Raw genomic sequence first — 19,580 nt, 5'->3', positions numbered from 1 at the left:
GACGGCGGGAGCTGCCGATCGCTGCACGAAAGAGGGCAAGGGGGCCGCCGTCGGTCCGATGAGGGGCGCGGCACCGACGCCCGGCTGGACTGACGAGGAGACGGCGGGAGCTGCCGATCGCTGCACGAAAGAGGGCAAGGGGGCCGCCGTCGGTCCGATGAGGGGCGCGGCACCGACGCCCGGCTGGACTGACGTGGAGACGGCTGCCGCAGTTGCGGCTCGCTGCACGAAAGGTGGCAAGGGCGCCGCCGTCGGTCCGGTGGGGGACGGGGTGGTCGCGGGGGAGGGCGTCTGCTGCCGGTGCTGGACAGATGCCTGGCGGCCTCCGAGGCCGACGGCGGGAGGCGTGGTCGCCGAGGTCGCGGGCGGGGTGCCGGGTCCGGGAGCGGCGGGAGAAGCCGGGGCGGCAGCGCGCTGGACGAAGGGGGGAAGCGGCGAAGCCGTCGCCGCGGAGGCCGGCGTGGCCGGGGCGGGAAGGGGAGGCGGAGGCGTCGTCGCGGGGGCGGTGGGAGCTGTGGTGGGAGCGGCGGCGCGCTGGACGAAGGGGGGAAGCGGCGAAGCCGTCGCCGCGGAGGCCGGCGTGGCCGGGGCGGGAAGAGAGGGTGCAGGCGGCGTCACGGGGCCGGCGGGGGCGGGGCGGGTGCGCTCGGCCGTCGTCGGCGGCAGGTCTGATGCGGCAGCCAGCGGTCCCTGGCGGGGCGCTTCGGGCACCGGGTGGGAGACGGCGGCCGTCCGGTCGACGGAGGAACCGCTCGACGCCTGCTGCCGCTGCACGTTCGGCGCAGCCGCCTGCCGGCCGGCCCGCCTCGCGGGTGGGCTGACGGCCGGGCCCGTAATGGGAGCCCCGAGACCGAGTCGGGGTGCGCGGGGAGTGGTCGCCGCGGCACGCTGCACGGAAGCGGAAGCGGAAGCAGGCGCAGGAGCAGGAGCAGGAGCGGGAGTCGACGCCGGAGCGGGCCGAGCCGTCGTAGCCGGACCGGTGGCCGGGGCGTCTCCCCCCGCCCGCGGACGCGACGGTGTCCGCGCACCGGATCCGGGTACGGCTCCTCGCGTGGCGTCGGAGGAGGCCGGGGACCCCATCGTCCGCCGCTGCACAGCCGCCGCCGGGGGCACCGGAGAAGCTGCGGCCGTACCGGAAAGGGGGGCGCCGAGCCCCGGGCGAGGGGCGTCGGGAGTCGTCGCGGCACGCTGCGCGGAAGCGGGAGCCGACCTTGAGGGCCGGTCTGCCGTCGAATTGCCGCTCGCGACGCCCCGGTTGGGCTCACGCGTCGGCGTCGGCACCGCCGCCGGTACGGCATCGGTGCCGGACGCGCTCTCCGTCGCCCGTCGCTGCACAGACGCCTCGCGGCCACCGCTCGCGGCCGGGGACGCCGACGGTCGCGCGCCCTGCGGCACGGCCGAGGCGCCTGGTGCGGCAGGGGGTGCGGTTCCGGTGGCGGGCGAAGAGGCGGCGGCGACTTCGGTGTTGACGCCGGCGGCCGCCGCGCCGCTCGTGGGCGGCGATGCCGAACCCGCCACCGTACGACCGCTCTGCGGGGTGGCCGAGCCGGTGACCGTACTGCGCTGCACAGGGGCCTGCGTCCCGGCCCCGGACATGCCGGAAGGCCCGCCGCGGTCCGGGGGAGCGGCGGGCGCCGTGGGCGTTGTGGGCACCGAGGGCCTGGAAGAGGTAGGAGGAGGAGTCGTCGTAGGAGACGCTGGTGCCGTACGGGCCGTAGCCGTACCACCGCCACCGGACGTGGACCGCTGTACGACGGCGGGTGCCGGCGCCGGTCCGGCGGCAGTGCCCCTGGGAGCACGCGTGGCGCTGTCGGAAGAGGTACGGCCACCACCGCGCGGGCGCGACCAGCCGCCGCTCACCCGCACCGGATCCCCGGCCTCGACCGCTCGCTGTACGACCCCGTCGTCCGCCGCCGTTTCGGCCCCGGCTCGGTCACCCTCACCCGACGCCACCACCGTCCCCTCGCTCGCCAACGCCTTCGGCGCCGACGGCAACGTCCGCCGCTGCACAGCCGTAACCGCCGTACTCACCGGCGCATGTGTCAGCGCGCTGCGGCGAGGCGGGCCGGGAGGTGCCGCCGTGACCCGTGGGCCGGTGGCCGGAGCCGGAGCGACCGGAGCCGACTGCGGCGCCCACGCCACCGGCACCGACGCCGGCACCGCTGCGGGAGCGACGGCCGCCGACGTGACCGACCGCTGGACAGCAGGCGCGGCCGACGGAGCCGCCGGCATCGGCGCACTCCCCCCGCTACGTACCGCTCCCGCTCCCGCCGCCGTCGTCCGCGCGGCCACGCCACCACCGCGCCGCCCCGCCGACGGCGCCCGCTGCACCGCCGGCGCCGCCGGACCGGCCGAACCCGTGGACCCAGCCGAAGCCGCCCCACTCCCGGCCGTCCGCAACGGCACCACCGGAACCGCCGACCCCCGACCACCGGCCGAACCCGCCAGCCCCGCTGCTGCCGTCGGCGCCGTCAACGGCAGTGCCTGCGCGGGGCGTTCCAGGCCGGACACGGCCCCCACGCCCGTCATCCCCGTGAGGCCGCCGCCGGCCAGGCCCGCGCTGGACGCTCCGTCCAGGACGGTGTGCGAGCGCATGCCCATGAACGACGGGTTCTGCCAGGTCGGCAGCCGACCGCCGAACCGCGAGTCCGCGACCGACCCGCCCGCCGCGTCCAGCGCACGCTGAATCGGCGGCAGCCCGGACCAGGCCGCCGCCACCACGGGACGCGGCGCCTCCACGACAACCTCAGCCTCGGTACCGACAGCCCCGGCCCCGGCCCCGGCAGCGGGTTCCGCAGCCCCGCGTCCCCGTATCCGATCCCACAACCCCACCGCTCAGCCCTCCGCCCCTGCGGAGGCCGCCCGGGTCACCAGGGACGCGATCTCCGCCGTGTAACGACGGCGGTCGGCGTGCTCCAGGTCCAGGATGTCCTCCAGGCTCCAGTGGAAGTGGTAGGCGACGTACGCGATCTCCTCGTGCAGCCGGTCGGTCGCGTACGTCACGATTCCCCCAGGCGGCTCCCGCCGAGTTCCACCTCGAAGGGCTCCGAGCAGTGCGGGCAGTTGACCGCGGCCCGGGTGTGGCCCTCCGCGTTGATCTGGCGGTAGAAGTCCTGCAGGAACGCCAGGTCGGAGGCGAACATGTTCTCCACGATCCCGTCGTGGACGAAGGGGAGCGTGCCGAGCCGGGTGATCACCCGGCCCAGCAGCACCACCGACAGGAACGCGGGGTTCTCCTGGACGCGCACGTCCCGCAGCGGGATCAGCTCGTCCCGCGCCGTCGACAGGCGCATCACGCCGTCGCGGTGGACGGTGCCCTGCTCGTCGACGTACCCGCGGGGCAGCTGGAACGGGAACTCCGTGCGCAGCACCTCGACGGGCGCCTCCGGTTGCTGAGGCACCTGTTGCTGAGGGGCCTGGGGCGCCGACTCCTCCGGTGCGAGCGGCGCGCCCACCCCCCCGGCCCTGACAGCCGAACGCCTCATTACTCGATGACCAGTTCTTCGAACGTGATGGTCACCGTCTCGGTCAGCGCGGCCGCCTCGCCCGCCTTGACCGTGCTGGTGTCGATCTTGCTGCACCAGGCGTTGCGCAGGTTGTAGCGCTTCACCGGGTTGTTCTCGAAGTCCATCATGATGATGGAGGCGTTCTTGCGGGCCGTGGTCATCTGGCCGTTGATCGACTCGTTGATCCACTGGGTGAACGACGAGGACTGGGTCATACCGCGGACGACCGTGCAGGTGCCGTTCTTCTTCACGCCCGGCAGGTTGCGGACGTGGTTCTTCCCGTCCGGCGTGTTCTGCTGGTAGGTGATGACGTCCTGTTCCATCGTCATGCCGCTGACCTCGGCGAGGTACTCGACCATCACGCCGTCGATCTGGAGGCCGAAATTGTGTGATGTGAGGGCGTCACCCGGCTGGAGACTCATGCGTTACTGCCCGTTCTTCTCAAGGATGCCTGGGAAACAAGGGGGTTGGGAGCCTGGCGCGGCCCGCTACTCCTGCAGCTCGCCGCTGCCGCTGCTGAACTGCGCCAGCCGGAAGATCACGAACTCGGCGGGCTTGACCGGGGCGATGCCGATCTCGCAGATCACGCGGCCGACGTCGACCGACTCCGGCGGGTTGGTCTCCTCGTCGCACTTGACGTAGTACGCCTCCTCGGGCCGCTGCCCGAACAGGGCGCCGCTGCGCCACTCGTTGACCAGGAACGCGGAGATGTTGCGCCGGATACGGGCCCAGAGGTTGTGGTCGTTGGGCTCGAACACCACCCACTGGGTGCCGATCAGGATCGACTCCTCCAGGTAGTTGAAGTACCGGCGGATGTTCAGGTAGCGCCAGGCCGGGTCGGAGGACAGCGTGCGCGCGCCCCAGATCCTGATCCCGCGGCCCGGGAACGCCCGGATGCAGTTCACGCCGATGGGGTTCAGCAGGTCCTGCTCGCCGCGGGTGATCTGGAGTTCCAGGTCCACGGCACCCCGGATGACCTCGTTCGCGGGGGCCTTGTGGACCCCGCGCTCGGCGTCGTTGCGGGCCCAGACGCCGGCCACGTGGCCGGACGGCGGGATCAGCCGGGACTGGCCGGACGACGGGTCGAAGGTCTTGATCCAGGGGTAGTACAGGGCCGCGTACTTGGAGTCGTAGCCGGCCGTCTCCTGGCGCCAGACCCGGATCTGGCGGGCGTTGAGGCTCGGCGGCGGGTCGATGACCGCGACCCGGTCGCCCATCAGCTCGCAGTGCGCGATCAGGCCGAGCTGGACGGCCTTGACGGCCTCCAGGTCGATCGCGCCGCGCTGGTAGGCGGCCATCAGGTCGGGCACGGCCACCATGGAGACCTCGTCGACGGCCTCCAGGCCACCGAAGCCGGTGCGGTCGGCCGAGTCGCCGAGGTACTCGGCGGGGCCGGGGTGGGAGCCGGCGTCCGCGACGGGGGACGCGGACGCCGGGGCGGTGGACGGGGCCACGAGGGCCACCGTCTGGTTCTCCGGACGGGCCAGCTGCGCGGCGGGCGCGGCCTCGGTCACGGTGATGAGCTTGGAGCGCTCCTTGACCTGCGTGACGACGTAGTTGCGGCCGCCCTTCTTCGCGGTCACGTCGAAGGTCTCGACGGTCTTGCCGCCGTCCTTGACGAGCAGCCTGAAGCGTTCGGCGGGGCCCTCGCCCTCCGGGTCGGCGACCTCGACGCTCAGGTCACCGGAGGCCATCGCGCTCACGGTGAAGGTGCCGAGCTGCTTGGCCTCGCCGGGCGGCAGCGCGGCCGGCGCGGGCGAACTCCCCACGGCTGCGGGCGCGTTGACGTCCGCGGCATCGGCGCCTTCGCGGGAACCGCCGACCCGGACGACATACGCGGCCGTGCCGCCGTTGTTGAAGAAGCCGTAGACGGAGTGGGCGAGGTAGTACCCGTCGGTGAACTCACCAAAGGACGCGACGTACTGCGTCCAGTTGGTCACCAGCGTCGGCTCGTTCAGCGGACCGGTCGGGGCCAGGCCCACGAAGGCCGCCACCGACGTGCCCACCCCCTCGATGGGGCGCGAGCCGCTGGCCACCTCCTCGACGTAGACGCCGGGCGACAGGTAGGACGGCATGCTCTGCTCTCCTCGGGGTACGAGACAGGAACATTCCCCACCCTCACGCGCGAAGCGCGCAGCGGAAACGTCCTTCGGTGCCGCGGTGGGGGCAATGTCCCTGCCCCCAGGGGCAGTACGCCCCGTACCGGCAAGCCGTTCTGCCCGCGCGGCTGCCCTGACGGGCCTTCCGCGGCCGGGCCGCGGGCGATAGGAAGCGCTCATGCGCGCAGACGAGCAGCAGCATTCGTCCTCCACCTCCCACCCGTCGAAGGCCGTGCCGGTTCCGGCTCCGGCCCCCGCCGCGACACCACCCCTGCTGGCCCTTCAGCGCACGGCCGGGAACGCGGCCGTCACCCGGGCGATACAGCTCGCGCGTCACGAGCACGGCCCGGACTGCGGTCACGAGACCGTCCAGCGGCGGGAGGAACAGCAGCCATCGGTGCAGCGCCGCTCATCGGTGTTCGATGCCGTCACCTCACCCGGGACACCGCTGGCGCCGCGCCTCCAGCAGAAGGCCGAGCAGGCGTACGGGGTGAGCTTCGCGCACGTCCGGGTGCACGACGGTCCGGTGGCCCAGCGGTCGGCCGAGGAGTTCGGCGCCCGCGCCTACACCTCCGGTGCCGACATCGTGGTGGGCTCGCGGGGCGCGGACGACGAGACGATGTTCCACGAGATCGACCATGTCCACCAGCAGTCGCTGGGTCCCGTCGCCGGCACCGACGACGGGACAGGGACGAAGGTCTCCTCCCCGGGCGACGCCTTCGAGCGCGCCTCCGCCGACAACGGCCGCCGGATGGCCCAGGGCATGGCCCCGAACCTGAGCGTGCCCGGGGTATCCAAAAGCTCCGGTGCCACGGCGTAGCGGGCGGTCGTACACGTCCGGACACCCCGCCGGCCTGGGCCAGGTGGAAGCCGACGTGGAACGGGCCGGCCTCCCGACGGCGCGTGTGCTGGCCGGCCCCGGCGTCCGGCTCAGCGACGGCCGTTGCCCTGGGAGCGCTGCCCGCCCGGCCCGCCTGCGTTCCCGGAATCCAGGTTCGCCTGCTGCAGGGCGCCAACGAGGTATTCGGTCAGTTCGGCACGGCTCACACCGGCACTCCGCCTGGCGGTCGGCCCGGGGCCGCCCATCGCATCGACCTGTCGGTGCCTCATCGTCGGTCCAGGGCCGCCCATCGCGTCGTCCGGTCGGTGCCTCATCGTCGGCCCGGGGCCGCCCATCGCGTCGTCCGGTCGGTGCCTCATCGTCGGCCCGGGGCCGCCCATCGCGTCGTCCGGTCGGTGGACGATCGCCGGTCCGGGCCCTCCCGCCTCGTCGAACGCCCAGTCGTCACTCGCCTGCCGGTGGGCGGGCGCGGGTTCGTAGTAGACCTGACCGGGCGTCTGCAGCGAGGAGAACGTCGGTATGACGATCGTGCTCTGTGTCTGGGCCGCAGCCGGGGGCCCGTCGTTCTCGTACCAGGGGCGTTCGTACTGGGGCGCGGTGGCCACCAGATCGTCGCTGGTCAGGTCCAGGCCCTGACCGCGTTCCAGGGCGTCGGCGATCTGGTCCAGCGACCGTCCTCCCTGGAAGAGCTGGTCCATGTCCTTGAAGACCACCGGCTGGAACCCCGCTGCCAGGAGCAGCCGCGGCAGCAGTACGTGCACGTTCAGCCGCCGGTTGGTGTCCTCGTAGGGGTGAACGATGTGGATGCTCCGTACAGCCCGCCCGATGGCACGGAAGCGGTCACGATCGGTCTCCGCCTTGTCGAGCGTGGCATAGAGGCGATCGAGGATCTCCGTGACCAGGTTCTCGACCTCGTCGTGGTTGTAGAGGGTCTCGATGAGGACGTTCGGAGCCCCGTGCATGCGGCCGTACCAGGTGAGGGCATCCGGCTTGATGCCCCTGCGCCTGAACTCGTCCGCCTTGGTCGTCAGATGTCTGCCGCCGATCTCCTCTTCGAGCACGGACGGAGTAGGGGAGTTGGCGCGCAGGGGGAAACTGGTGGCGTAGCCGTCCTTGCCGGACGGGTCGAACTCCTTGTCCAGCCCGGACACCACGGCGTTGTGCATCCCCTGGTACATGGGGAAGTCGACCCGCTCGCCGATGTCACCGCTGTTGAGGTACTGGTCGTACGCGGCCGTCATGCTGGACTGGTAACCGGGCGACTGCTGGTGGTCGTACAGTTCGCCGGGGTTGCCGGGGTGTTTCTGCCGCGCCTCTTCGTGATGCGCCGGGTCGAGATAGGTACGCCACCACTCGCTTCGGGGGAGCACCCCCTCCAGCCGCTGCGGCGGACGCGTCCCCGTGGCCTGAGCGTCACCGGCCCGCTGGACCGAAGCACCTCGCATGGCCCGCGCCACTGCGGCGTTGCCCGCGGTGCCCTGCAGCGCCAGGATGCCGGGCAGGGCGGACGCCGACGCGTCCAGCGGCCGGGCCTGGGCCCGCGGAGCACCAGGACGCGCCGTCGCTTCGTCCTGGTCGGCTGAACGCCGCCTGTACATGCCGCCCCCTCCGATCCCCCTCGATTTCACCTGACGCACGTCTCATGGTGCCGTTCCGGACCACCGGAGGGCAGAGCCGGACAGGAAGACAGACGTGCCCCAAAGGGCAGACGCGCCTACTCCGCCGTCCTGTCCTCCTGTGCGGGAGCCGGCGTCGTGGGCGTCCGGGGACCGGGGGGCTGCGTGTCCCCGGACTCCTGCGGAACCGTGCGCAGCAACTGACGCATGGCCCGCTTCGACGGACTGGCCGACACAGCTCGGCACGAAGCCCGGACCCTCACCTCTCACCTCCGCATTCCAGCGAACGTGACACGGTCAGTCCGCGGACACGACGTCGCGCGAAGAGACACGAAGAAGGCCGAAGACCTCCTTCGCTCCGAAAAGAACCCCCCGGGGCAGCGGCCCCGCGCCTTCGGGCAATCGGGCCTGCCCGCATTCCTGCGACAGGGACCGGCCGCCTCCGTAGCGTGGCTGTGTGAGTCTGTGGACCTCTCTCGAACCCGCCTCCGCGACCGTCGACCCCGGCGCCTCGACCCGCGTACGGCTGCGGCTGCGCAACACCGGTGACGTCGTCGACGAGTACCACTTCGAACCGGTGGGCCAGATCGCCCCCTGGACGACGGTCGAGCCACAGACGCTCCGCCTCTACCCGGGCACCACCGGCACCGTCGAGCTGACCTTCGCTCCGCCCCGCACCCCCGACGCGACAGCCGGACCCAACCCGTACGCCGTCCGCATCACCCCCACCGAACACCCCGAGGCCGTCACCGTCCCCGAGGGCAACCTCACCATCACCCCCTTCACCGAGATACGCGCCGAACTGGTCCCACCGACCGTCAAAGGCCGCTTCCGGGGCCGCCCCAAGCTGGCCATCGACAACCTCGGCAACACCAAGCTCACCGCCTCGGTCAGCGGCAACGACAACGGCGACCAACTCGCCTACGACCTCCACCCCAGCAACGTCCAGATCGAACCCGGCCGCGCCGCCTTCATCAAGGCCACCCTCAAACCCCGGCGGATCATCTGGTTCGGGCCGAAGGAACAGCGGCCCTACCGGCTCACCATCCAGCGCTCGGGACTCAGACCGGAGCCCGTCGACGGAACGTACATCCAGCGCGGCTTCCTGCCCCGCTGGATCGCCACCCTCTTCGGCACCCTGCTCGCCCTCGCCATCACCTTCGCCCTGATCTGGTTCAACTACAAGCCGCAGGTCAAGAGCCTCGCCGAGGAGCAGATCCAGACGGCGGGGGTGAGTTCGATCGCGCCCAGCCCGACCGCCTCCCCCACCCCGCCGCCGGCCCCCAGCGAGACACCCTCGGCGACACCCGCCGCGGACCCCGGGAACGACAGCACCGCGGGCGTAGCCGAAGGGGGCGGCGGGGGCGGCGCAAAGGCGACGGCCACCGTCACCGCCAAGCCCAAGCAGGACACCGCGGCGACCGCCGTGAACCGCCTCGCCGCGGCCGACCCGTCCGGGCGGCACATCTGCTACCGCGCCTTCGTCCAGGGCACCGGCTGGCAGAAGCCCGTCTGCGACGGCACCATCGCGGGCACGGTCGGCAAGAACACCCCGATCAAGTCCATCAACGTCGCGGTGTACGGCGTCGACGGCTCCGCCGGCAACTCCTTCGTCTACGACGCCCAGTCCACCAACGGGCAGGGCAAGTGGATGCAGTGGACGCAGGTCGTCGCCGATGGCAAGGACAACTACATCGGCAGCACGAAGAGGGACGACCCCTACCTGGAGACCTTCACCATCAACGCGGGCAGTGGCCAGATCTGCGGCTTCGCCCATGTGCACAACGTGGGCTGGGGCAACCAGGCATGCAGCGACGCCCGTCCCGCCCTTCTCACCCTGGGCACCTGGGACAACACGCTCTGGCTCGAAGCCTTCAAGTTGACGGTGTGACGACATGACTCTCTGGACTTCTCTCGAACCCGCCTCCGCGACCGTCGACCCGGGCGCCTCGACCCGCGTACGGCTGCGGCTGCGCAACACCGGTGACGTCGTCGACGAGTACCACTTCGAACCGGTGGGCCAGATCGCCCCCTGGACGACGGTCGAGCCACAGACGCTCCGCCTCTACCCGGGCACCACCGGCACCGTCGAACTTACCTTCGCCCCGCCCCGCACCCCCGACGCGACAGCCGGACCCAACCCGTACGCCGTCCGCATCACCCCCACCGAACACCCCGAGGCCGTCACCGTCCCCGAGGGCAACCTCACCATCACCCCCTTCACCGAGATACGCGCCGAACTGGTCCCACCGACCGTCAAAGGCCGCTTCCGGGGCCGCCCCAAGCTGGCCATCGACAACCTCGGCAACACCAAGCTCACCGCCTCGGTCAGCGGCAACGACAACGGCGACCAACTCGCCTACGACCTCCACCCCAGCAACGTCCAGATCGAACCCGGCCGCGCCGCCTTCATCAAGGCCACCCTCAAACCCCGGCGGATCATCTGGTTCGGACCGAAGGAACAGCGGCCCTACCGGCTCACCATCCAGCGGGCGGGCGTCAATCCACAGCCTGTGGACGGGACGTACGTCCAGCGCGGTTTCCTGCCCCGCTGGATCGCCACCCTCTTCGGCACCCTGCTCGCCCTCGCCATCACCTTCGCCCTGATCTGGATCGCCTACAAACCCCAGGTCAAGAGCCTGGCCCGGGAAGAGAGCCAGGTAGCGGGCGTCAGCTCCCTCGCTCCCAGCCCCACGGCCGGCCCGTCCCTGGCCGCCGCGCCGGAACCCTCGCCGTCACAGGCCGAGCAGCAGTCCGACAACGGCAGCGGCGGGTCCGGCACCCAGGCGGGCGGGGGCGGCGGCCAGGCCCAGCCGTCCCCCCAGGCGACGAACAAGAAGGCCCCGAAGGCCGTCGTACCGGCGAACAACGTCCTGCTGCTCAACACGACCACCAAGAAGTGCGTGGACATCCCGGGCTACGAAAAGGGGACCAGCGGCGGCCCGGTACGGGAGTACACCTGCAACGAGACCACCGCCGACAACCAGCGGTGGAACCTGCAGGTGCGCTACCCGAAGGGCGGCCCCGGCTCGGCCGCGCTCTTCCAGATCCGGAACGTGAAGGACCAGCTCTGCATGGACCTGCCCGACTACGGTTCGGCGGCCCTGTCCACACCGATCACCGAGTACAAGTGCGACGGCACCAAGGCCGACAACCAGCTCTGGTGGATCGACAAGCAGCCCAGCGGGGCGTACTGGATCCGTAACTTCGCCAGCGACAACCTCTGCCTGGACGTGGCCGGCTACAGCACCGGCGGCAACGACACCAACCTGACCCTGTACCACTGCTCGAACACCGACGACCAGGAGTGGAGGATCGTGCGTCCGTCGGGGGACTAGACGGTCACCAGATGCCCGGTACCAGGCGGCCCGCCTTGCGGTATTCGCGGCGTGCGCCTTCCAGGAGGTTCGCCGCGGTGACCGGCTCTCCGGACCCGGCGGCCAGGTAGGCGGCGGTGACCACGGCGCTGCGGATGGCGCCGCCGGACAGTTCGAAGTCGGCGGCCAGCGGCCCGAGTTCGATGTCCGGCTCGCTCGGTACGTGTACCAGCCCGTGCCGCCACAGTGCCAGTCGCTGTTCCTCGTCGGGGAACGGGAAGTCGATCACCAGGTCCAGGCGGCGGGTGAAGGCCTCGTCGATGTTGGCGCGCAGGTTGGTGGTGAGCAGCGCGATGCCGTCGAAGGCCTCCAGGCGCTGGAGGAGGTAGGCCGACTCCAGGTTGGCGTACCGGTCGTGGGCGTCCTTGACCTCGGAGCGCTTGCCGAAGACGGCGTCGGCCTCGTCGAAGAGCAGCACGGCGTCGGTGCGGTCGGCCTCGGTGAAGATGCGCTCCAGGTTCTTCTCGGTCTCGCCGACGTACTTGTCGACGACGGAGGAGAGCTGGACGACGTAGAGATCCAGGCCGAGTTCGGCGGCCACCACCTCCGCCGACAGGGTCTTGCCGGTGCCCGACTCGCCGGCGAACAGGCCGAGGACTCCGCGGCCCCGGCCGCCGCCCGCGCTCAGCCGCCAGTCGCCGAGCACCCGGTCGCGGTGGCGGGCGCGCAGGGCGAGTTCACGCAGTTCGGTGAGCGGGCGTTCGGGCAGCACCAGGTCCCGCCAGTCGACGGCGGGCCGGATCCGGCGGGCGTGCTGTTCGAGACCGGACGCCGACTGCTGGCGGGCGGCCAGCCGCAGATGGCGGGCGGCCAGCGGGGTGCCGTCGAAGGCGGCCAGGGCCTGCGCCGCCCGGGCCGCGCGGACGAGCCGTTCACCGCCCAGGTGGTACGGGGCGACGGTGGCCGCCAGGTCGAAGCCGGAGGAGTCGGGGAGTACGGTCGCCCAGGCGTCCACGGCCGCGGCGCGCCGGGACGGCACCTCCAGGACGAGGGGGTCGCGGTGGTCGCACCACTGGGGGTCGTAGGGGTGCGGGGTGGAGATCAGCGCCGTGACGTCGGGGCATGTAATCAACACCCCGGCGAGCGCGCGGGGTTGTGCGGCCTCGACGAGAATCGCCCGTCCGGTCAGCCGGGCCTCCCGGAGCACCTCCGGGGCGTGCTCCTCGGGGCCGGTGTAGTGCCAGGCCTCCACCCCGGCCAGCCGCAGGGCGGCCGTCGCGCAGCCCAGGCCCTCGCCCTCCCGTCGCTCCCGCAGGTACGCGAAGAGCGGCCCGGCTCCGATCCGGCCGGCCAGCCGCCGTACGAACTCCTCGTCGACGGCTTCGCTGTCGTACGACGGTGAGCGCAGGTGTCCCGCCAGGGCCGGGTCCGGGGTGTCGTCGCCGAGGAGGTGGGCAAGGACCCGGTCGGGGACACGCAACGAGCGGCTGAGGAAGGGCCGTTCGGGCTCCTCCACGGTGAGCAGGCCGAGCGCGGTGAGCGGGGCGGTGGGGTGGAAGCGGGCGCGGGCCTCGGCGAGGTGGGCGGGGGCGCCGTACAGGTCGAGGGCGAGGGCGACGGTGGCGCGGCGGCGGCCGACGTCGTCGTTGAGGTAGCCGTACAGCGGCTCGAAGGTGCGGTCCAGGTCCGGGGCGAGCGCGGTCAGCAGGATCGTGGTGTCGAGGGGGGTGAGGCGCAGGCGGGTGGCGAGGTCGGTGAGCCGGTCGTTGAGGTCCTTTTCCAGCGGGGGGAGTTCGGCGGGGGTCTCCGGGCGCAGGAAGTGCCGTACCGCCTCCTCCGAGAGGTACAGACCGCGCAGCGGGTCGGTGGCCGTCGGGTCGCCGGCCGAGCGGTGGGCGACGAGGGCGGCGGCCCGCTCGCGCAGCCCGGACAGCCGGGCGAGGAGCGGGGCGACCGGCGTCAGGGAGACATCCAGGGTCACGCCCGGTTCCCCCGGGCGGCCTTGGCCTGGGCGACCTGGACGGGCCGGTGGGCCCGCTCCTCGAGGACCGGTGCGGTCTCGTCCAGACCCTCGCGTACGCGGACGGCGGCGCCCTCGGTGACCGGCGGACCGGCGTCGTACTCGGGGTAGGCCGGGAAGGGTGCCGTGATGACGACGTCCAGGGAGGGCTTGAGCTCTCCGCCGAGCGCCGACCAGATTTCGGCCAGGGACCGGGCCTCGGTCTGGATACCGGCCACCGAGAGGGGCACCGTCAGCCCCAGCTCGCGCAGGGAGTACGGCAGTTCGCTCGGATGGATCAGCTCCCTCGGGATCAGGGTCGCCAGCACGGCGCTGATCAGCCGGTGTTCGTCCTCGGGCCGCTTGGTCCACGCCGTCACCAGGTACGACAGCCGGAACCACCGGGGCGGCTGCCTGCGCTTGACGATGACGTCCCGCTCGTCCCGGACGTCGAAGTGGCCGCGCTGACGCCGTTTCACGTCCTCCCGGATGTCGTACAGATAGCTGTTGATCACCGGGCCGTTGCGGCGGGTCGCCCAGTCGCGGGTCGGGGCGTCGAAGGAGATGTCGATGCCGGAGCCCTCCAGCGCACCGCTGGTCAGCAGGGACCGCAGCACCTGGTCCACCTCGTGGATCACGCCGTACTCACCACCCCATGGACCTGTCCGCACTCATATCCATCCTGCCCTTCGCCCCCGGCGCACCCGCAGGAACGGCCGGGCAGACCCCGCTGCCCGGGAACCGGTGCACGCTGCCCGTTCGGTCAGATGTAGCCTTCCCGGAGGGCATGGGCCACGGCGTGTGCCCGGTTGCGCAGATGCAGCCGGGTCGTCAGCCCGTGCATGACGTTCTTGACGGTGCGCTCGGAGTAGGACAGCTTGCTGGCGATCTCACCGGTGTCGAGTCCCTCGGCGACCAGCCGCAGTACGTCCACCTCACGGGCGGACAGCCCGGAGGCCGGGGCGCCCGGGCGGCCGGCGGCGTTACGGTGCAGGGTGCCGACCTGGTTGATCAGCCGGCCGAGCAGGTCGGCGGGCAGGTCGCCGTCGCCGCGGGCGGCCGCCAGCACGGCCTGTACGAGCCGGAGTTCGCTGGCCTCGTGCCGCCAGACGATGGCGCCGACCCCGCACTCGATCACATCGAGCAGCTCGGTCTCGCGCAGCGCCCCGACCACGAGCACGGCCCGCGCGCCCTCGCTGCGCACGACGCGGCGTAGCCGGGTGAGCTCCGGTTCGCCGAGGCTGTCGCTGATGAGCAGGGCGACCGTGCCGGGGCCGGTCTCGGACTCCTCACGCAACTCGATCTCAGGGTGCCGGCGCAACTGGCTGAGCGCGCCTTCGCGGGAGATCGGGTCGGGTGCGTACACCGCAACGGGCGTGCGGACGACCGACGCTGATGAGCTGTTGCTGACCAACCGCTTCCCCAATGTCCACGTGCCCGTCACCCCTGAGGGAACGGTGACGGACGGGAGTACCAAGCCTGGTGCGGCCAAAGGGGCAGGGGCAATCGTGGACCACCACGACAGGGACCACGAGATGTGGGGGGTGGGTGCGGTTGTGGGTGACTGCGGGCCGGTGGGGGTTGTTCGCGCCGCGCACCCCGGGCCCCGCCCCACATCCACAACCCCGTACCGAATGTGCCGGCCCGGCAACAAACCCCCCGCCCACCCCGCCACCCCACAACTTCTCCCACCCCCGCCGCCTCTAACCCCCCGAACCCACCAGCGCACCGCGAGGAGCCAGGAATGAGCGATTCGTCCTCTGAACTCGCCGACGCCATGCACCTGTTGGCCGACGAAGCCGAACGCACACGGACCGGGACCGGCCGGCTCGTACTGCTGCGGGGCGCCACCGGAACCGGCCGTACCACCGTCCTGGAGGCCGCGGCCGAGCAGGCCGCCGCCCTCGGTCTGAGGACGCTCCGCGCCCGCTGCTCCCCCGCCGACACCGCCATCTCCTTCGCCACCGTCCTGCAACTGCTCGCCCCGGTACCGGAGTTCGCCGACCTCGCGGTGGACGGCGACGAGCGGGCGACCGCCGCCAGGCTGTGGCGGGTGCTGCGCGCCTACGCCGAGGACTCGCCGCTGTTCGTCACCGTGGACGACGTGCACCTCGCCGACGCCCCCTCGCACCGCTGGCTCGTGGAGTCCGCCCGCCACATAGACCGCTTACCGATCCTCCTGGTCGTCGGTGAACGCAGCCAGTACGACCTCGATCCGCCCACCCCCGGCTTCGCGCACACCCTCCCCCCGGCGCTGGTCCGGACCCACACCCTCGCTCCCCTCACCCAGGAGGCCGCGGCCGGCCGGGTGCGTGACGCCTTCCCGGCCGCGGACCGGGCCTGGGTGGACGACTGTGTGCGGGCCGCCGCCGGCAGTCCGCTGTTCCTGCGCGCCCTGCTCGACGACCTCCGCGAGGCCCGGCACCCGACGGTGCCCACCGCCACGGCCGCGCTGTACCCGGGGGCGTACCCGGCCGCCGTCCGCTGGTGGCTGGACAGTGCGGGACCGTCCACCACCGAGGTCGCCCGCGCCCTCGCCGTACTCGAAGAGAACGCCGGCGCCGGGCTGCCGGAGATCGATCTCACGCCCCTGCTCGCCGAGCTGACCGGCGCCGACCCCACGCGGGTGGCCGGCTGGCTCACCGCCATGACCAACATCGGCCTTCTCGCCCCCGGCCCCGAGGGACGTCCCCACTACCCGCACCCCCTGCTGCGCGACGCCGTCCTCACCGGTGTGCCCGCGGTCCGCCGCCGGGCCGCCCACCGGGCCATCGCCGAGGCGATGCTCCGCCAGGACGCGCCCGCCGAGGCCGTGGCCCGCCAACTGCTGTCGACCGGCCCGGTGAACGCCCCCTGGGCGGTGCCCCTGCTCAAGGACGCGACCGCGCTCGCCCTCTACGACGACCGTGCCGCGGACGCGGTCGGCTATCTGCGCCGGGCCCTGGAGGAACCCCTCCCCGACGACCGCCGGCAGCGGCTGCTGACCGAGCTGGGCTCGCTGGAGTACGCGGCACCCCGCTCCTCCGCCGCGATCCCCCGGCTCGCCGAGGCACTGCGGCTGCCCGCCGCCCCGCAGGACCGGGTGCGCGCGGCTGTCGCCCTCGGCACCGCACTGACCGGCCGGGGCCGCACCCGCAAGGCCGTCGAGCTGCTGCGGTCCGTGGACGGCGAGCTGAACGACCACCCCGACCTGGTGCGCACCCTGCACACCGCCTCCATCCTCCTGTCCGACCAGGACCCGGAGGTACGGCAGGAGGTCTACGGCCGGCTGTCCGAGGCCGCCGAGCGCTCCCCCGAGCTGGTCGGCACGGCCGGCCAGGCCCTGCTGGTGCGGCACGCGGCCACCGCGGGCCTCATCTCGGCCCGGGACGCCATGCGGCGGCTGCGCACCCTGCTCGCCGAACCCACCGACCCGCTCACCGAGCCGTTCCTGCTCGGTACGGCGGCCACGGTCGCCCAGTGGGCCGACGAACTCGACGAGGCCGACCGGCTGGTGGACCGGGGGCTGGCCGGGCAGCGCCCGGAACTGCTGCACCCCATGCACCAGGCGCTGATCCACAGCCGTTCGGACATCACGGCGGCCCGCGCCGACTACACCCACCCGACAGCCGTACCCGAGTCGGTGACGCCCGGCAACGCCCACGCACACGCCCTGATCGCCCTGGTGGAGACCGGCCGTACCGCACAGGCCGAGGGCCTGGTCGCCGGGCTGGACCTGCGGGAGGCGGCGGACTCCTGGGAGCTGAACCGGTTCCTCTACGCGCGGGGAGTCGTGCGGGCCGCCGCCGGTGATCCGGCGGGGGCGCTGGACGACTTCCTGGAGTGCGGCCGCCGCCAGTCCGCCCGTGAGGTGATCAGCCCGGTGGTCACCCCCTGGCGTACGGCCGCCGCCGAGTGCCGGCTGGCCCTCGGCCGCCCCGTCGAGGCCATCGCCCTGGCCGAGGAGGAGCTGCGGCTGGCCCGGGTCTGGGGCACTCCGCGCACGGTGGGCCGGGCCCTGCGCGTGCTCGGTGCGGCGACCGGTGGCCGCCGGGGTCTGGAACTCACCGAGGAGGCCGTGGCGTTGCTGCGGGACGCTCCCGCCGCCGGTACCGAACCGGCGAAGGCCCTGCTCGCCCTGGGCCGCCGGCTGACCGCCGCCGGTGAGGGCGCGCGGGCCCGTGACTGTCTGCGGGAGGCCGTGGAGCGCGCCGAACGGCTCGGTGCGGTACGGCTGGTGGAGCTGGCCGAGGGGATGCTGCGCAAAGGCGGCGCCCGCTCCCCCGGACGCCGTACGGGCGCCGCCTCCCTGACCGGCAGCGAGCGCCGGGTCGCCGAACTCGCCGCCGAGGGCCGCACCAACGTGGAGATCGCGGCCCTGCTCCATCTGGCCCGCCGTACCGTGGAGACCCATCTCACCCACACGTACAAGAAGCTGGGCATCCGCCGACGGGCCGATCTGCGCCCGGCCCTGGATCAGGGCGCCCCGCACCAGTAGGGATCCAGGGGGGCCGACGACGCGGACTCCGTCAGGGGGCGAGCCAGTGGCCCGCCGCCGCGAGCAGCGCCCGTACGCCCGTCTCGATCGTGGGCTCCGGGACGGGCGCGAAGTGCGGGGAGTGGTTGGAGGGGATCTGCGGCGGGATGCCGTCACGGACCAGGGCCTCCATGTCGACGTCGGCGAAGAGTCCGTGGTCGGCGCCGCCGACGAACCAGAACACCGATGGCGCCCCCAGGGCCGTACCGAAGGCGCCGAAGTCCTCGCTGTTGGGGACCGGGGAGGTCAACTCGAAGGTGAGACCCGGGAATGCGGCGGCCAGCGCGGCCTGTACGGCCTCGGTCGCCGCGGGGTCGTTGTGGGTGACCGGGAAGGAGTCGATGGGGACGATCTCCGGTTCCTTCGGGGCTGCGGAGGCGGCCGCCTCGGCCCGGACGATCCGCTCGACCGCCGCCAGCACCCGCTCCCGTACGGCCGCCGTGGTGGACCGTGTGTTGATCTTCAACTCGACGGTGTCCGGGATGATGTTCTCCTTGGTGCCGCCGTGGATCGAGCCGACCGTGACGACGGCCTGCTGCCCCGCGCCGACCTCCCGGGAGACGACGGTCTGCAGCCGCATCACCACAGCGGCGGCCAGCACCACCGGATCGACGGTCGCCTCGGGCGTGGACCCGTGGCCGCCCCGCCCGAACAGTGTGACGCGCATGCTGTCCGCGCCCGCCATCAGCGCGCCCGGCCGGGTTCCGACGAGCCCGGCCGGCGCGGCCGCCACATGCTGGGCCAGGCAGACGTCCGGCCGCGGGAACCGCTCGGCGAACCCGTCCGCGAGCACCTTCGGCGCCCCGCCCACCTCCTCGGCCGGCTGGAACACGGCCACCACCGTCCCCCGCCAGCCGTCCCGCACCGCGGCCAGCTGCCCGGTGGCCCCCAGCAGCCAGGCCACATGCATGTCATGCCCGCACGCGTGCATCACCCCGTCGTTCTTCGAGGCGTACGGCAGCCCGGTCTCCTCGGTGACCGGCAGCGCGTCCATGTCGGCACGCAGCAGTACGACGGGCCCGTCCCCGTTGGCCAGCACCCCGACCACCCCGGTGCCGCCGACCCGCTCGGTGACCTCCCAGCCCTGTGCCCGCAGCCGCTCCGCGACCACGGCCGCGGTCCGCTCCTCGGCGAAGGACAGCTCCGGATGCGCGTGCAGATCCTCGTACAGCGCCCGCAGCTCGGGGAGCTTTCCGCTCAGGCCGGTCAGGAGGGGGCTGATGTTCATGGCGTCGTCTCCAGGGGTGGGTGGCTTGCTTGCCCGTCGAGTCAAGGATCAGGATCAACCTCATGACCGAACTCCGCGCGAAAACCCTGGAAAGCGACGTGACCGGCTAGCCCGTGCCACGGACACGGACTCCCCGGAGTACTCCGGGTACTCCGGCCACGCCCCACCGAACGCCTCGGGCGCCGTCTTGCCAGGGTCCGCCCCCGCCGGGGAGGATTCCGGCATGTTCGATGGACTCGACGGGCTGAAGAACCTGACGGACAAGGCGACGGACAAGGCGAAGGACATCGCCGAGGAACACGGTGACGTGATCGAGACCGGTCTGGAGAAGGCCGGCGACCTGGCCGACGAACGCACCGACGGCAAGTACACCGAGCAGATCGACACCGGCGTCTCGAAGGCGCAGCAACTGGTGCGGCGCCTCGGCGGTCAGGGCTCCGAGAAGCCCGAGCCCTGAC

Annotated in this window: 15 protein-coding genes; 6 read left to right on the top strand and 9 right to left on the bottom strand. The window is 72.6% G+C overall.

Annotated features, from left to right (window positions below):
- Window positions 1-1,432: 1,432 nt before the first annotated feature.
- Window positions 1,433-2,686: a hypothetical protein gene (locus ACZ7OO_RS11985; RefSeq protein ID WP_471503979.1), complete on the top strand. Its 1,254-nt coding sequence runs from the start codon at window positions 1,433-1,435 to the stop codon at window positions 2,684-2,686.
- 149 nt (window positions 2,687-2,835) lie between these two features.
- Here the strand turns inward: ACZ7OO_RS11985 and ACZ7OO_RS11980 are convergent, their stop codons facing one another.
- The 4 genes from ACZ7OO_RS11980 to ACZ7OO_RS11965 all read right to left on the bottom strand — a co-directional run bounded on the left by ACZ7OO_RS11980 (window position 2,836) and on the right by ACZ7OO_RS11965 (window position 5,581).
- Window positions 2,836-3,003 carry a DUF6760 family protein gene (locus ACZ7OO_RS11980; RefSeq protein WP_351316879.1) on the bottom strand — a complete coding sequence of 56 codons (168 nt, stop codon included), beginning with the start codon at window positions 3,001-3,003 and terminating at the stop codon, window positions 2,836-2,838.
- A complete protein-coding gene (locus tag ACZ7OO_RS11975) occupies window positions 3,000-3,485 on the bottom strand; it encodes a hypothetical protein (RefSeq protein ID WP_471503977.1) in 486 nt (161 codons plus the stop codon). The genes ACZ7OO_RS11980 and ACZ7OO_RS11975 overlap by 4 nt, the downstream gene beginning before the upstream one ends.
- A complete protein-coding gene (locus ACZ7OO_RS11970) occupies window positions 3,485-3,928 on the bottom strand; it encodes a phage tail protein (protein WP_234543885.1) in 444 nt (147 codons plus the stop codon). The genes ACZ7OO_RS11975 and ACZ7OO_RS11970 overlap by 1 nt, the downstream gene beginning before the upstream one ends.
- A gap of 66 nt (window positions 3,929-3,994) precedes the next feature.
- On the bottom strand, window positions 3,995-5,581 hold the full coding sequence (locus ACZ7OO_RS11965; RefSeq protein ID WP_471503975.1) for a phage tail sheath family protein: 1,587 nt from the start codon (window positions 5,579-5,581) through the stop codon (window positions 3,995-3,997).
- A 202-nt stretch (window positions 5,582-5,783) separates the two neighbouring features.
- Between ACZ7OO_RS11965 and ACZ7OO_RS11960 the strand changes: the two genes are divergently transcribed.
- The gene (locus ACZ7OO_RS11960) at window positions 5,784-6,425 is read left to right on the top strand and encodes an eCIS core domain-containing protein (protein ID WP_471503973.1); all 642 of its coding nucleotides are present in this window, start codon (window positions 5,784-5,786) and stop codon (window positions 6,423-6,425) included.
- Between the two features lie 110 nt (window positions 6,426-6,535).
- On the opposite strand, the gene ACZ7OO_RS11955 is transcribed toward ACZ7OO_RS11960, so the two are convergent.
- Complete coding sequence (locus tag ACZ7OO_RS11955; RefSeq protein WP_471503971.1) at window positions 6,536-8,044, bottom strand: hypothetical protein; 1,509 nt, start codon at window positions 8,042-8,044, stop codon at window positions 6,536-6,538.
- 475 nt (window positions 8,045-8,519) lie between these two features.
- Here ACZ7OO_RS11955 and ACZ7OO_RS11950 point away from each other — a divergent pair, with 475 nt between their 5' ends.
- Complete coding sequence (locus ACZ7OO_RS11950) at window positions 8,520-9,953, top strand: hydrolase (RefSeq protein WP_471503969.1); 1,434 nt, start codon at window positions 8,520-8,522, stop codon at window positions 9,951-9,953.
- A 4-nt stretch (window positions 9,954-9,957) separates the two neighbouring features.
- Window positions 9,958-11,400: an RICIN domain-containing protein gene (locus ACZ7OO_RS11945; protein WP_471503967.1), complete on the top strand. Its 1,443-nt coding sequence runs from the start codon at window positions 9,958-9,960 to the stop codon at window positions 11,398-11,400.
- 4 nt (window positions 11,401-11,404) lie between these two features.
- On the opposite strand, the gene ACZ7OO_RS11940 is transcribed toward ACZ7OO_RS11945, so the two are convergent.
- From ACZ7OO_RS11940 to ACZ7OO_RS11930, 3 genes are all read right to left on the bottom strand, one after another.
- Window positions 11,405-13,360 (bottom strand): ATP-binding protein, encoded by a 1,956-nt coding sequence (locus tag ACZ7OO_RS11940; RefSeq protein ID WP_471503965.1) that lies wholly within the window; start codon window positions 13,358-13,360, stop codon window positions 11,405-11,407.
- On the bottom strand, window positions 13,357-14,016 hold the full coding sequence (locus ACZ7OO_RS11935; protein WP_471503963.1) for a Pvc16 family protein: 660 nt from the start codon (window positions 14,014-14,016) through the stop codon (window positions 13,357-13,359). The genes ACZ7OO_RS11940 and ACZ7OO_RS11935 overlap by 4 nt, the downstream gene beginning before the upstream one ends.
- Window positions 14,017-14,141: 125 nt before the next feature.
- On the bottom strand, window positions 14,142-14,804 hold the full coding sequence (locus ACZ7OO_RS11930; RefSeq protein ID WP_471504262.1) for a helix-turn-helix transcriptional regulator: 663 nt from the start codon (window positions 14,802-14,804) through the stop codon (window positions 14,142-14,144).
- Window positions 14,805-15,122: 318 nt separating this feature from the next.
- Here ACZ7OO_RS11930 and ACZ7OO_RS11925 point away from each other — a divergent pair, with 318 nt between their 5' ends.
- Complete coding sequence (locus ACZ7OO_RS11925) at window positions 15,123-17,855, top strand: LuxR C-terminal-related transcriptional regulator (protein WP_471503961.1); 2,733 nt, start codon at window positions 15,123-15,125, stop codon at window positions 17,853-17,855.
- A gap of 31 nt (window positions 17,856-17,886) precedes the next feature.
- Here ACZ7OO_RS11925 and ACZ7OO_RS11920 read toward each other — a convergent pair whose 3' ends face one another.
- Complete coding sequence (locus ACZ7OO_RS11920; protein ID WP_471503959.1) at window positions 17,887-19,122, bottom strand: amidohydrolase; 1,236 nt, start codon at window positions 19,120-19,122, stop codon at window positions 17,887-17,889.
- 223 nt (window positions 19,123-19,345) lie between these two features.
- Between ACZ7OO_RS11920 and ACZ7OO_RS11915 the strand changes: the two genes are divergently transcribed.
- The gene (locus ACZ7OO_RS11915; protein ID WP_471503957.1) at window positions 19,346-19,579 is read left to right on the top strand and encodes an antitoxin; all 234 of its coding nucleotides are present in this window, start codon (window positions 19,346-19,348) and stop codon (window positions 19,577-19,579) included.
- Window position 19,580 lies beyond the last annotated feature (1 nt).

The organism is Streptomyces sp. NPDC111744 (assembly GCF_055634995.1).
This window is presented reverse-complemented; position numbering and strand designations above follow the sequence as displayed.